Here is a 13,311-nt window from a genome sequence, read left to right on the forward strand (position 1 = left end):
CGCAGATGCCCGCAAGCCCGTTGCCACCGCCGAAGGAACGCCGACGCCTGCGCCGGTCCTGCTCCCTGACCCGGGCTCAGCTGGCCGGACGCCTCGGCGTGGCCCGCGCCACGGTACGCGCGTGGGAGTCGGGCCGCCGGGTGCCGGCCGGCGCCGAGGGTCGTGCGTACACCGAGTTCCTCGGCGCGTTCACCCCGCCGACGGCCCCTGACGAACCGTCCGGGAGGGAGGGCCCCGGCAGGCCCGAGCCGCTGACGCCCGCTCAGGCGTTCGACGCGCTCTACGCCTTCTGCGCCCCGGCCCTCGTACGGCAGACCTATCTGCTGTGCGGGCGCCGCGAACTGGCCCGGGAGGCGGTGGAGCGCGCCTTCCAGCTGGCCTGGCAGCGCTGGCCCGAGGTGGCCAGGGACCGGGATCCGGCCGGGTGGGTCAGGGCGGTGGCGTACGACTGCGCGCTCTCGCCCTGGCACCGTTTCCGCCCCTGCTACCGGCACCCGGAGCCGCCGCCGGCCGACCCGGCCGACCGGGATCTGCTGGGCGCGCTGCTCGGACTGCCCCCGTCGTACCGGCGCACGCTCGTGCTGTACGACGGTGTCGGCCTCGATCTCCCGGAGACGGCGGCGGAGACGGAGGCGAGCACACCGGCGGCGGCGAACCGGCTGACGCACGCGCGGGAGGCGATGGCCGCGCGGGTCCCCGAGCTGGCGGACGCGGCGCTGCTGCACCGCCGGCTGGCGGAACTGTCCTCCCGTGAACGGCTGCGCGCGTCCCGCCCCCCGGCGGTCCGCACCCTCGGCGAACGCCGCAACGTCTTCTGGACCCGGGCGGCGATCGCCTTCACGGTCACGATCATCGGCGCGACGACGCTCACGCTCCGTACCGCCCCCACCCACTACGAACCCCCGATCGCCCCCGCCCAGGCCGTCAGGGGCGTCCCGCGCGCGGTACCGATGGGACCGCTGTCCCGCGACGAACAGGCCCTGCGGACGAAGCTGCGTCAGGAGGATTCCTCGGGCAGCGCAAGGATCGAACCGACACCGAGGTGACCCGCACGGCCATGGGCGAGCGCCGGTGGGCGCGAACGCCGGCAGGCCCGCCCCGTGGAACGGGACGGGCCTGCCGGCGTTCAGGTCAGAGGCTCGGCTCTGCCGAAGAGGTCACGCGCCCAGGATCTCGCGGGCGAGCTTCGCCGTCTCGGTCGGGGTCTTGCCGACCTTGACGCCCGCGGCCTCCAGGGCCTCCTTCTTCGCCTGCGCGGTGCCGGAGGAGCCGGACACGATCGCGCCGGCGTGACCCATGGTCTTGCCCTCCGGCGCGGTGAAGCCCGCGACGTAGCCGACGACCGGCTTCGTCACGTTCTCCTTGATGAACGCGGCGGCACGCTCCTCGGCGTCACCACCGATCTCACCGATCATCACGATGAGCTCGGTCTCGGGGTCCTCCTGGAACGCCGCGAGCGCGTCGATGTGCGTGGTGCCGATGATCGGGTCACCACCGATGCCGACGGCGGTCGAGAAGCCGATGTCACGCAGCTCGTACATCATCTGGTACGTCAGCGTGCCGGACTTCGAGACCAGGCCGATGCGGCCCGGCTTGGTGATGTCGCCCGGGATGATGCCGACGTTCGACTGACCCGGGGTGATGATGCCGGGGCAGTTCGGGCCGATGATCCGGGTCTTGTTGCCCTTCTTGCCGGCGTGGGCCCAGAACGACGCCGAGTCGTGCACCGCGATGCCCTCGGTGATCACGACGGCCAGCGGGATCTCGGCGTCGATGGCCTCGACGACGGCGTCCTTGGTGAACTTCTCCGGCACGAAGATGACGGAGACGTCGGCGCCGGTCTTCTCGATGGCCTCCTTGACGGTGCCGAAGACGGGTACCTCGGTGCCGTCGAAGTCCACGGTCTGACCCGCCTTGCGCGGGTTCACGCCGCCCACGACGTTCGTGCCGTCACCGAGCATGAGCTTGGTGTGCTTCATGCCGGTGGCGCCGGTCATGCCCTGGACGATGACCTTGCTGTCCTTGTTGAGCCAGATAGCCATGGTGTGTCGGTGTCCTCGTCCTCGTGCTTACTTGGCGGCGGCCAGCTCGGCGGCCTTCGCGGCCGCGCCGTCCATGGTGTCGACGCGCTGCACCAGCGGGTGGTTGGCGTCCGTGAGGATCTTCCGGCCCAGCTCGGCGTTGTTGCCGTCGAGGCGGACGACGAGCGGCTTCTCGACCTTCTCGCCGCGGTCCTCCAGGAGCTTCAGGGCCTGCACGATGCCGTTGGCGACCTCGTCACAGGCGGTGATGCCACCGAAGACGTTCACGAAGACGGACTTGACGTCCGGGTCGCCCAGGATGATCTCCAGGCCGTTCGCCATCACCTGGGCGGAGGCGCCGCCGCCGATGTCCAGGAAGTTGGCGGGCTTCACGCCACCGTGGTTCTCACCGGCGTACGCGACGACGTCCAGGGTGCTCATGACGAGACCCGCGCCGTTGCCGATGATGCCGACCTCACCGTCGAGCTTGACGTAGTTGAGGTTCTTCTCCTTGGCGGCGGCCTCCAGCGGGTTGGCCGCGGCCTTGTCGTGCAGCGCCTCGAAGTCCGGGTGACGGAACTCGGCGTTGTCGTCCAGGGAGACCTTGCCGTCCAGGGCGATGACGTCACCCGAGGCGACCTTGGCCAGCGGGTTGACCTCGACCAGGAGGGCGTCCTCCTTGATGAAGGTGTCCCACAGCTTGACCAGGACGTTGGCGACCTGGTCGGCGACCTCGGCCGGGAACTTGGCGGCCGCGACGATCTCGCGGGCCTTCTCGGGGGTCACACCGTCGATCGCGTCGATCGGCGTCTTGGCGACGGCCTCGGGGCGGGTGGCCGCCACCTCCTCGATCTCCACGCCGCCCTCGACGGAGGCGATGGAGAGGAAGGTGCGGTTCGCACGGTCGAGGAGGAAGGAGACGTAGTACTCCTCGACGATCTCCGGGGCGGTCTCGGCGATCATCACCTTGTGGACCGTGTGGCCCTTGATGTCCATGCCGAGGATGTCCGTCGCACGCGCGACGGCCTCGTCCGCGGAGGCGGCCAGCTTCACGCCGCCGGCCTTGCCACGACCACCGACCTTCACCTGCGCCTTGACGACGGACTTGCCGCCCAGACGCTCGGTGATCTCGCGCGCCGCCTCAGGCGTGTCGATGACTTCACCGGCCAGCACCGGTACATCGTGCTTGGCGAAGAGGTCCCTCGCCTGGTACTCGAACAGGTCCACGCGCTTCCGTCCCTATCAGTGATCTCGCGGTTCGTTGGATGCGTGGGCGTGCCGCGAAGGGCAACGTGACGTCCGCTTGTCACTAGGGGGGCGCACACGGTGTCCGAGCGCGCGGCATGTCCGTCTCGCAGGTTATCGCCGCTTGCGGGGGCTCCCTAAATCGAGGGTCACACACGAGCGGTGATACCTGTCACATGATGCCGGGTTCTCTGGCACGCCGTGCCGCAACATCCTCACCCTACCGACGGGTACGAGACCTCACCGGGCTGGGGTTTACCCGGTGAGGCCCCCGGACGACCCCGATGGCGCCGGGGCCGGACCGGTTGATCCCCACCCCAATGGGGACCACCCGCCCCACCCGCGAAGCTCCGCCCGGTCGGTCCGACGGCGTTCGGCCGACCGGGTGCGACCGCCCCGCGGAGCGAGCCGACCGGGCGACGAGCGGATGTGCCGGCTACCCCATGCCCCCTGCGACGCCCCGTACGCCGCACGGGTTCCCGGTTCCCCTCTTCGTCACACCGTCTCCGGTACCGGCAGCGGCCGCTTCTCCAGTGCCGCCGCCATCACCTCGGGGAACAGGTCGGGGGTGCAGGCGAAGGCCGGGGCACCGAGGGCGGCGAGCGCGGCCGCGTGCTGCCGGTCGTAGGCGGGCGCACCCTCGTCCGACAGCGCGAGCAGCGCCACGAACTGCACCCCGGACGCCTTCATGGCCGCCACCCGCTTGAGCATCTCGTCGCGGATGCCGCCCTCGTAGAGGTCGCTGATCAGCACGACGACGGTCTCGGCGGGCCGGGTGACGCGCGCCTGGCAATAAGCGAGCGCCCGGTTGATGTCCGTGCCGCCGCCGAGCCGGGTGCCGAAGAGGACGTCCACGGGGTCGTCCAGCTGGTCGGTGAGGTCGGCCACCGCAGTGTCGAAGACGACCAGACGGGTGCTGATCGACCGCATGGAGGCGAGGACCGCGCCGAAGACGGACGCGTGAACCACGGACGCCGCCATCGAGCCGGACTGGTCGATGCAGAGGATCACCTCCTTCTTCACCGACCGCGCGGCGCGCCCGTGGCCGATGAGCCGCTCCGGCACGATCGTGCGGTACTCGGGCAGGTAGTGCTTGAGGTTGGCCGCGACGGTGCGGTTCCAGTCGATGTCGTGGTGGCGCGGCCGGCTGACGCGGGCGCCGCGGTCCAGGGCACCGGTCAGGGTGGCCCGGGTGCGGGTCGCGAGCCGCTTCTCGAGTTCGTCCACCACCTTGCGCACGACCGCCCGCGCCGTCTCCTTCGTCGTCTCCGGCATCGCGCTTTTGAGCGAGAGCAGCGTGCCGACCAGGTGCACGTCGGCCTCCACTGCCTCCAGCATCTCCGGCTCCAGCAGCAGGGCGGAGAGTCCGAGCCGGTCGACGGCGTCGCGCTGCATGACCTGGACCACGGAGGACGGGAAGTAGGTGCGGATGTCCCCGAGCCAACGGGCCACGGACGGTGCCGAGGACCCGAGCCCGGCCGCGCGCTCCCGGCCCGGCCGCGGCCTGTCCCCCTTGCCGTAGAGCGCGGCCAGCACCCCGTCCATCCCCGCGTCGCGCCCGGACAGCGCGCATCCGGTGCCGTCCGCCTGCTCGCCGCCGAGCACGAGGCGCCAGCGCCGCAGCCGCTCGCGCGCCGGGTCCCCGGGCTCCGTCACGTCTCGGTCGTCATGCGCCCACCCCCGTGAGGCTCTCCTCGGTCGCTGTCCCGAGCAGCAGCCGCAGCACGGGGAGTACGGCGTCGGCGCGCTCGGCGTCCGGCCCGGCGCCGAAGCCCGGTGCGACGAGTCTCCGGGCCACCGGGTCGCCCCGGTCCCCCGAACCGCGCCGGACCAGTTCGCCGAGGGTCCTGCGCACCCCCGGGTCGTACGCCGCGAACGTGCGCCGCAGCAGCGGCAGTACGTCCGTGAACGCCTGCGCCGGCACCTCGGTCAGCCAGCTGTCGACCAGGCCGAGCAGCCGCTCGTCGTGCACCAGCAGCATGCCGCCCCCGCCGCCGACGAAGCCCTCGATCCAGGCGGCGGCGTCGGCGGGCGGCGTCCCCGGCGACAGCGCGAGCCCCATCAGCCGCGCCGCCTCGCCGCCCCCCAGCTCCCCCTCGTCCGTCAACAACCGCACCGCCCGTCCCCGGACCACCCCGGCGACGGTGTCCCGCCCCGCGAGAACGTGGAGCACACCCCGCCAGCGCCGCCGCAGCCCGCCGAGACCCCGGACACGGCCGGTACCGTCGGGGACCGGGGCCGGGGCGGCGCCTCCGGCGCCGGCGGCCGCCTCCCCCAACAAGCCCACCGCTGTGTGCACCGCGTCCACATGCCCCCGCATCAGCTCCGCCGCGTCGCTGTCCAGGGCGGTGCACGCCGGGGGCAGCCCGACGAAGATACGTTCGGCCAGGCCGGCCGCGACCTCGGACAGTGCGCGGGTGGCGGTGCCCCGCACGTCGCCGTAGCGCAGGGACCGGACGAGCGCGGGCAGGGCCTGGGCGAGGTGACCGACGTCCGTGTCCAGGGCCGCACGGTCGGTGAGCGCCCTCATCACCGCGGGCAGGGCGTCGGGCAGACCGGCGAGCAGGCACCGCTCGGCGAGCGCCGTGACGTCGGCGAGCGCCCCGGCCGCCGCCGCGTCCGCCTCCGCCCTGGCCCGCGCCGCCGCGGCCACGGTCGTCCCCCACACCCCCGCCTCCGCGACCCGCACCGACAGCTCCGGCTCCCAGCGCAGCCGCCAGGTCTCCCGGAACGTGCCCGTGCTCCCCCGCGAGGGGCCCGGCTCCCCCCAGCCGATCCCGAGCAGCCGCAGCCGGTGCAGCAGCCTGCTGCGGCCCGCGTCCGTCTCCCCCCGAAGATCCAGTTCCAGCTCGCGCTCCAGCGCCTCCGGCTTGAGCCGCAGCGAGCGCTGCCGCCGCACCAGATCACGCTGCAGCGGCACGGCGGGGGCCGAATCCGGCACCTCCCCGAGGACGTCCCCGACCACCAGCCGGTCGTGCACCAGCGCGAGCGGCACGTCCGAGCCGTCGCACATCACCGCGCGCACCGCGTCGGTGGTCTCGCCCAGGCCGGGCAGCGGGCGCCCGCGCACGGCCGCCAGGGTGTCGGCGAGCCGTACGGCCTCGATGACATGCGCGGAGGAAACGATCCGGTCCTCCGCGCGCAGCAGCCCGGCCACCTTGGTCAGCCACCGTTCCACCGGCCGGTCGGGGGCGTGGAAGAGATGGCCGTACCAGCCGGGCGAGTCGATGCCGGCGCCGTAGCCGCTCGACCGGGCCAGCCTGCGGTGCGTCCAGGGCACCCAGGTCAGGTCGGCCTTGACCTTGGGCAGCCCCTTCAGCAGTGCCCGGTCGGCGGTGACGGTCGTCCGCTCGCGCAGCGCGGGCACGTGCCAGGCCCCGCAGACCACGGCCACCGCGTCCCCGGACTCCTTGCGCGCGGCGCGCAGTCGGAGCCGCATGTGCGCCTCGCGCACCAGGTCCCGGGGGCGTCCGCCCGCGCCGTACCGCTCGCGCAGCGCGCCCATGGCCTCGGCCAGCGCCTCGAACGGGGCGAACGGGTCCCGCTCCCCGGGCCCCCGGTGTTCCACGACGTCCTCCCACCAGCGCTCGGGGTCGTCGTACCCGGCGGCCCCGGCGAGCTCGGCGAGCGGGTCGACGCGGACCCGCTCGCCCTCGGTGGTCCGGGTCTCCTCCCCTTCCCCCGGCGGGAGTTCCGCGTCCCAGGCGAGGGTGTGGGCGGCCGGCAGGTCGATGAAGCGGGCCGGGACGCCGTGCTCCAGCGCCCAGCGCACGGCCACCCACTCCGGGCTGAAGGCGGCGAACGGCCAGAACGCGGAGCGGCCGGGCTCGTCCACGGCATGGGCGAGCAGCGCGACCGGCGGCCGCAGATCCGGGTCGGCGGCCAGCGGGACCAGCGCGTCGGCCTCGGGCGGCCCCTCGATCAGGACGGTGGCGGGCCGGGCGGCGTCCAGCGCGGCCCGCACCGCGCGGGCGGAGCCGGGCCCGTGGTGCCGCACCCCCAGCAGGAGCGGACCGGCACCGGCCGTGCCGGTCATGCGCTCACCTCCCGGCACGCGCGGTAGAAGTCCGTCCAGCCCTCGCGCTCGCGCACGACCGTCTCCAGGTACTCCTGCCAGACGACCCGGTCGGCCGCCGGATCGCGCACGACGGCGCCGAGGATGCCGGCGGCGACATCGGCCGGGCGCAGCACGCCGTCGCCGAAGTGGGCGGCGAGCGCGAGGCCGCCCGTGACGACGGAGATCGCCTCGGCCGTGGAGAGGGTGCCGCTGGGCGACTTCACCTTCGTACGGCCGTCGCCGGTCAGCCCGTCGCGCAGCTCGCGGAAGACGGTCACGACACGGCGGATCTCGGTCTTCCCGTCCGGCGCGGCCGGCAGATCGAGGGAGCGGCCGATCTGTTCGACGCGGCGGGTGACGATGTCCACCTCGGCCTCGGCGCTCTCCGGCAGCGGCAGCACGACGGTGTTGAAGCGGCGGCGCAGCGCGCTGGAGAGGTCGTTGACCCCTCGGTCGCGGTCGTTGGCGGTGGCGATGAGGTTGAAGCCGCGGACCGCCTGGACCTCCTCGCCCAGCTCCGGGACGGGCAGGGTCTTCTCGGACAGGATGGTGATCAGCGTGTCCTGCACGTCGGCCGGGATGCGGGTCAGCTCCTCGACCCGGGCGGTCCTGCCCTCGGCCATGGCGCGCATGACGGGGCTGGGCACGAGGGCGTCGCGGCTGGGGCCGTGGGCGAGCAGCCGCGCGTAGTTCCAGCCGTAGCGGATGGCCTCCTCGGGAGTGCCGGCGGTGCCCTGGACCAGCAGGGTCGAGTCGCCGCTGACGGCGGCGGCCAGATGCTCCGACACCCAGGTCTTGGCGGTGCCGGGCACCCCGAGCAGCAGCAGGGCGCGGTCGGTGGCGAGCGTGGTGACGGCGACCTCGACGATCCGGCGCGGTCCCACGTACTTCGGCGAGATCACCGTGCCGTCCGGCAGGGTGCCGCCGAGCAGGTACGTGGCCACCGCCCACGGCGACAGCTTCCAGCGGGCCGGGCGCGGCCGGTCGTCCTGCGCGGCCAGCGCGGCGAGTTCGCCCGCGAACGCGTCCTCGGCGTGCGGCCGCAGGGCCGCCGCGCTCTCGCCCGGGTGCGGCGCGGCGGTCCTGGACGGCGTGGACGCAAGGTTGGCTGACATGGCTGAGGCCCCCTCCAGCTCGGCCGGTTCGGATCTGCGACCAACGATGGACCACCCCACTGACAATCGCTCTGACCAGCACGAACGCTCACGCAGGGCCGATTGTCAGTGGGGCGATCTACCGTCGGGGACATGACTGAGCAGGGGGTGCGCTGGACCGCGGACCAGGTGCTGGCACTGGCGCCTGACGCCACGTCACGCAAAGCGGCCGGCAGGCTCGGCACGGCCGGTCCGTGGTCCGAGGCGGGGAGCGGGAAGGAGTCGGTGTGGGGGCTGTGCAAGGGCGGTGGCAGCAGGCCGTACCGGACGGTGGTCGACCTCACCGGGCCCGCGTACGGGTGCAGTTGTCCGAGCCGTAAGTTCCCGTGCAAGCACGCGCTCGGACTGCTTCTGCTGTGGGCGGGGGACGGCGGTTCGGTGCCCGCCCGCGCCGAACCGCCGGACTGGGCCGGGCAGTGGCTCGCGGGCAGACGGGAACGCGTGCGGGACGAGCGGCCGGGGGGCGGCCCCGGCGCTGCGGCCGCCGATCCGGAGGCGGCCCGGCGCCGCGCCGAGCGCCGGGCCGAGCGGGTCACCGCGGGCGCGACCGAACTGGAGCGGCGCCTGGCCGACCTGCTGCGCGGCGGCCTCGCCGCGGCCGAACAGGCGGGGTACGGACTGTGGGAGGAGACGGCGGCCCGCATGGTCGACGCCCAGGCTCCCGGACTGGCCGCGCGGGTACGGGAGCTGGGGTCGATACCGGCGTCCGGCGCGGGCTGGCCGGCCCGGTTGCTGGAGGAGTGCGCGCTGGTGCACCTGCTCGACCAGGGCTGGCTGCGCCGCGACCTGCTGCCGGAGCCCCTCGCGGCCACGGTCCGCTCCCGGCTCGGCCTGCCCGCCCCGGCAAACGGGCCGCCCGAGCGCGACCGCTGGCTGGTCCTCGCCCGGTACGACACGGCGGACGCGAAGCTGACGACCCGCAGGATCTGGCTGTACGGCGCCGCGTCGCACCGGATCCGGCTGCTGCTGTCCTACGGCGCGGGCGGCCGGGCCCCCGAGCTGTCGCTGCCGGTGGGTCTCGCCCTGGACGCCGAGCTGTCCGTGTATCCGGGTGCCGGTCAGCTCCGGGCCGCGCTGGGCGAGCGGTTCGCGGCGCCCGCGCCGGCCGGCCCGTGCCCTCCGGGTGTCACCACGGCCGAGGCCGTGGCCCGGTACGGCACCGCCCTGCGTGCGGACCCCTGGCTGGAGTCCGTCCCGGCGGTCCTGGAGCGGGTCGTTCCGGTGCCGGACGCCGAGCGGTGGCAGCTGGCCGACGCCGACGCCGACTCGGCCCTGCCCCTCACCCGCTCCGCCCGCTCCCGCCCCGGCCTGTGGCGCCTGCTCGCCCTGTCCGGTGGTGCCCCCGTCACGGTCTTCGGCGAGTGCGGCCACCGGGGCTTCACCCCGCTCACGGCATGGCCGGAGGGCGGCGGGGAGGCGGTGCCGCTGTGCTGACCGCCCCGCCCCACTCCACCCGAAGGGAAGGCAACGCGATGAACGGCACCGCACCCCGCCCGGACGCCGAGAGCGGCTGGGCGGACCTGGTCACCACCGCGCTCCTCGGCACCGACCGGCGCCCGCCCGCTCGGCTCGTTCCCGGCCGCCCGGCCCCGGTCACGCTGCTGGACGCGGCCGCCGAGGCGACCGTACGGCGGCGGGCCGGACTGCGGGCCGCACGGGCCGCGCGGCGGCCGGAGCGGGCTCCGGAGGATCCCCGACCGGCGCTGCCGCCTGCCGCGGCGGGCCGGCTGGCGGCGCTGCTGGCCGAGCGTTCCGGCGGCGCCGGCGGCGGGCGCCGGGGCAGCTCCCCGGACCTGATGGAGCTGCTCCCGCAGTGGCTCGCGGCGGCCAACGGACACGGGTACGCGGCCCCCACGCAGGCGCTCCCCGCACTGCTGGACGCGGCCCGGGGGCGTACGGACCTGCGCCCGGCGGCGCTGGCCTTCGCCGGGCCCCGGGCGCTGTGGCTGGCCCGGTTCAACCCGGACTGGCGGTTCGCCCTGCGCACGGCCCCCGGCGGCGCGGCGCTCCCGGATCCCGGCGACGCGGAGGCGGTCCGGGAGCTGTGGGAGGAGGGCCTGTTCGCCGAGCGGGTGGCCCTGCTGGGCGCGCTGCGGGCCCGCTCCCCAAAGCTCGCCCGTGCGTTGCTGGCCGGCACCTGGCCGACGGAGCGGGCGGAGGACCGGCTGATGTTCCTGGACTCGCTGCGCGCGGGCCTGTCCGCGGCGGACGAGCCGTTCCTGGAGAAGGCGCTGGGCGACCGCGGCCGCAACGTCCGGGCCACGGCGGCGGAACTGCTGTCCGCGCTGCCGGGTTCGGCGCTGGCCGCGCGGATGGCCGTGCGGGCCACGGCGTGTGTGGCCCTGGACCGTTCGGGAGACGGCCCGCTGATCGTGGTGGAGGCGCCGCACGAGTGCGACTCCGGTATGGAGCGCGACGGAGTGGTGGCCACCCCGCCCGCCGGCCGGGGCGAACGGTCCTGGTGGCTCGGGCAGTTGGTGGAGGCCGCACCGCTCGGCAGCTGGCCGGAGCGGCTCGGGGGGCGCGACGCGCGGGAGATCGTGGCGCTGCCGGTGGCGGACGGCTGGCAGGGCGAGCTGCACGCGGCCTGGTGCCGGGCTGCGGTGCGGCAGCGGGACGCGCGCTGGTCGCGGGCACTGCTCGGCGCCCCGTCGGCGCCGGAGGCGGGCGGCCCGGGGGCGGTGTCGCTGGCGGAGCGCGCCAAGCTGCTGGGCACGCTGGATCCCGCGGAACGGGCGGGGTGGGTCGCCGGGTTCATCGCGGCCCACGGCCTGTCGGAGGCGTTCCAGCTGCTCGGCGTGTGCGCGGTGCCATGGTCGGCACCACTGGGCCGGGCCGTCGTGGACGCCCTGAACATCGCGCGGGACGCCGGGAGTTACCCCTGGAGCTTCAGCGGCGTGATGGGCCTCGCGGAGCGCTGCCTGGACCCCGCCGAGGCCGCCCGGCTCCAGTCCCTGCTGGCGGTACCCGACGAACGCGAGGACGCCGCGCCGGGCGCCGGCGGCTACTGGGCCGAGGCGTTCCAGCGGCTCGTCACCACGCTGCGGCTGCGGGCGGCGATGGCCGACGAGCTGAGACCGGCGCCGGCTCCGGGCGTGGGGTGACCCGGTCGCCGGGCGTCACCGGCACGCGCACGGGACCGGACGCCGGGCACCACGGACCGATGGACCGACGGCCCCGACGGGCACGCGGCCGGAGGACCGGCCCGCCCCGCTCCCGGTCCGCCGCGCCGCCTCAGCCCCCGGACGCCGCCGGCTGACGCGCGTTCTCCCTGACCCACTCCACGATCGACGCGGTCGTCGCGCCCGGGGTGAAGATCTCAGCGACGCCCTTCTCCTTGAGCGGCGGGATGTCCTCCTCCGGGATGATGCCGCCGCCGAAGACCAGGATGTCCTCGGCGTCACGCTCCCTGAGCAGGTCGATGACCGCGGCGAAGAGGGTGTTGTGCGCGCCGGAGAGGATGGACAGGCCGATCGCGTCGGCGTCCTCCTGGAGCGCGGTGTCCACGATCTGCTCGGGCGTCTGGTGCAGCCCGGTGTAGATGACCTCCATCCCGGCGTCCCGCAGGGCGCGCGCGATGACCTTGGCCCCCCGGTCGTGGCCGTCGAGGCCCGGCTTGGCGACCACCACACGGATCGGACCGGCTGCCACACCCATCACTGCCTCCCTCACACGACCCCGTCACGCGAGCACCTCGCTCGGCCGCGCCATACGACCGCGGCGGCGGCGCGCGGCCGGCGGAGGCGCTCGCCGCCGCCTTCCGACAAGTACCCCGCTTTCGGCACGCCCCGCCACCCGGCGCGAGGTGAACGGACGTTGTCCCCAGCATCCCGCGCCCGGCGGTTTTACGGTGCGCGGCGACGGGGCATTATTTGAGTGGGACATGCAGGCACACGGGGGATGGAGCCGTCCGCCGGTGTGCCGACGGGAGGTCGGCCATGAAGGTCACCGGAGTAGTGCCACTCTTCTCCCCGTACGCGTACTGCCGCCGCCTGTGGCCGGGCAAACTGGCCGGGCTGTCGGTGACACTGCTGAAGGCGACCGCCCTGGACGCCGCGATCCTCGCCGGACACGTCCTGCTGTATCCGACCGGCCTCTTCCAGGAGCGCCTGGCCCCCGACGTACCGTCCGGCGGCGCCGCCCGGCTGCCGGTCCGCCCCGGCCCCCCGGTCGTGCTGCTGCACGGCTTCATCGACAACCGCTCGGTGTTCGTGCTGCTGCGCCGCAGCCTCGCCCAGCACGGCGGGCAGCGCGTCGAATCGCTCAACTACTCGCCGCTGACCTGCGACATCCGCACCGCCGCCGAGCTGTTCGGGCGGCACGTGGAGGGGATCTGCGAGCGCACCGGCAGCGACCGCGTGGACATCGTGGGACACAGCCTCGGCGGTCTGATCGCCCGGTACTACGCGCAGTGCATGGGCGGTGACCTGCGCGTACGCACACTGGTCACCCTCGGTACCCCGCACTCCGGCACCCGGGTCGCGCCGCTCGCCGACGCTCATCCCATCGTGCGCCAGATGCGGCCCGGTTCGCAGGTCATCGAGGAGCTGGGCCGTCCCGCGCCCGGCTGCCGCACCCGGTTCGTCAGCTTCTGGAGCGACCTGGACCCGCTGATGGACCCGCTGGAGACGGCCTGTCTGGACCATCCCGACCTCGACGCGCGCAACATCCGGGTGACCGGCATCGGCCATCTCGCCCTGCCGGTGCATCCCGCCGTGGCGGCCGGGATACGCGAGGCGCTGGACTTCGCCGACGCCGCGGAGCGGCCCGCGAACGGTCTGACGGTGGCGTGAGGCCGCCGAGCGCGCCGTGAGGGGCGCATCCCGCCGTCCCA

General features: G+C 74.6%; 10 protein-coding genes. 4 read left to right on the forward strand and 6 right to left on the reverse strand.

Annotation, left to right across the window (positions count from 1 at the left end; translation table 11 throughout):
- Positions 1–5: 5 nt before the first annotated feature.
- The gene (locus VT52_RS07845) at positions 6–1,046 is read left to right on the forward strand and encodes a helix-turn-helix domain-containing protein (RefSeq protein ID WP_079174910.1); all 1,041 of its coding nucleotides are present in this window, start codon (positions 6–8) and stop codon (positions 1,044–1,046) included.
- A 111-nt stretch (positions 1,047–1,157) separates the two neighbouring features.
- Here VT52_RS07845 and sucD read toward each other — a convergent pair whose 3' ends face one another.
- The 5 genes from sucD to VT52_RS07870 form a co-directional block, all read right to left on the reverse strand.
- Complete coding sequence (gene sucD / locus VT52_RS07850; protein WP_046417853.1) at positions 1,158–2,042, reverse strand: succinate--CoA ligase subunit alpha; 885 nt, start codon at positions 2,040–2,042, stop codon at positions 1,158–1,160.
- Positions 2,043–2,069: 27 nt separating this feature from the next.
- Positions 2,070–3,248 carry an ADP-forming succinate--CoA ligase subunit beta gene (gene sucC, locus VT52_RS07855; protein WP_046417849.1) on the reverse strand — a complete coding sequence of 393 codons (1,179 nt, stop codon included), beginning with the start codon at positions 3,246–3,248 and terminating at the stop codon, positions 2,070–2,072.
- Positions 3,249–3,761: 513 nt separating this feature from the next.
- Positions 3,762–4,922: a VWA domain-containing protein gene (locus tag VT52_RS07860; protein ID WP_046417847.1), complete on the reverse strand. Its 1,161-nt coding sequence runs from the start codon at positions 4,920–4,922 to the stop codon at positions 3,762–3,764.
- Positions 4,923–4,932: 10 nt separating this feature from the next.
- Positions 4,933–7,302, reverse strand: a complete 2,370-nt coding sequence (locus VT52_RS07865) for a DUF5682 family protein (RefSeq protein ID WP_046417846.1) — start codon at positions 7,300–7,302, stop codon at positions 4,933–4,935.
- Complete coding sequence (locus VT52_RS07870) at positions 7,299–8,438, reverse strand: ATP-binding protein (RefSeq protein ID WP_046417844.1); 1,140 nt, start codon at positions 8,436–8,438, stop codon at positions 7,299–7,301. Before VT52_RS07870 ends, VT52_RS07865 begins: the two co-directional genes overlap by 4 nt.
- 132 nt (positions 8,439–8,570) lie before the next feature.
- Here VT52_RS07870 and VT52_RS07875 point away from each other — a divergent pair, with 132 nt between their 5' ends.
- Together VT52_RS07875 and VT52_RS07880 are read left to right on the forward strand one after the other, a co-directional pair.
- On the forward strand, positions 8,571–9,911 hold the full coding sequence (locus VT52_RS07875; protein ID WP_046417841.1) for an SWIM zinc finger family protein: 1,341 nt from the start codon (positions 8,571–8,573) through the stop codon (positions 9,909–9,911).
- A gap of 38 nt (positions 9,912–9,949) precedes the next feature.
- A complete protein-coding gene (locus VT52_RS07880; protein ID WP_046417839.1) occupies positions 9,950–11,581 on the forward strand; it encodes a DUF5691 domain-containing protein in 1,632 nt (543 codons plus the stop codon).
- Between the two features lie 130 nt (positions 11,582–11,711).
- Here VT52_RS07880 and VT52_RS07885 read toward each other — a convergent pair whose 3' ends face one another.
- Complete coding sequence (locus VT52_RS07885; RefSeq protein ID WP_046417838.1) at positions 11,712–12,134, reverse strand: coenzyme B12-dependent isobutyryl CoA mutase small subunit; 423 nt, start codon at positions 12,132–12,134, stop codon at positions 11,712–11,714.
- Between the two features lie 281 nt (positions 12,135–12,415).
- On the opposite strand from VT52_RS07885, the gene VT52_RS07890 reads away from it, so the two are divergent.
- The gene (locus tag VT52_RS07890; RefSeq protein WP_046417836.1) at positions 12,416–13,270 is read left to right on the forward strand and encodes an esterase/lipase family protein; all 855 of its coding nucleotides are present in this window, start codon (positions 12,416–12,418) and stop codon (positions 13,268–13,270) included.
- Positions 13,271–13,311 lie beyond the last annotated feature (41 nt).

This window comes from Streptomyces malaysiense, assembly GCF_000980885.2.
GTDB classification, from domain to species: Bacteria; Actinomycetota; Actinomycetes; order Streptomycetales; family Streptomycetaceae; genus Streptomyces; species Streptomyces malaysiense.

What these genes read in the sequence shown, in the direction of transcription:
- VT52_RS07845 (WP_079174910.1), top strand. Translation starts at nt 6, where the DNA reads ATGCCCGCAAGCCCGTTGCCACCGCCGAAGGAACGCCGACGCCTGCGC.
- sucD (WP_046417853.1), bottom strand. Translation starts at nt 2,042, where the DNA reads ATGGCTATCTGGCTCAACAAGGACAGCAAGGTCATCGTCCAGGGCATG.
- VT52_RS07865 (WP_046417846.1), bottom strand. Translation starts at nt 7,302, where the DNA reads ATGACCGGCACGGCCGGTGCCGGTCCGCTCCTGCTGGGGGTGCGGCAC.
- VT52_RS07870 (WP_046417844.1), bottom strand. Translation starts at nt 8,438, where the DNA reads ATGTCAGCCAACCTTGCGTCCACGCCGTCCAGGACCGCCGCGCCGCAC.
- VT52_RS07875 (WP_046417841.1), top strand. Translation starts at nt 8,571, where the DNA reads ATGACTGAGCAGGGGGTGCGCTGGACCGCGGACCAGGTGCTGGCACTG.
- VT52_RS07880 (WP_046417839.1), top strand. Translation starts at nt 9,950, where the DNA reads ATGAACGGCACCGCACCCCGCCCGGACGCCGAGAGCGGCTGGGCGGAC.
- VT52_RS07885 (WP_046417838.1), bottom strand. Translation starts at nt 12,134, where the DNA reads ATGGGTGTGGCAGCCGGTCCGATCCGTGTGGTGGTCGCCAAGCCGGGC.
- VT52_RS07890 (WP_046417836.1), top strand. Translation starts at nt 12,416, where the DNA reads ATGAAGGTCACCGGAGTAGTGCCACTCTTCTCCCCGTACGCGTACTGC.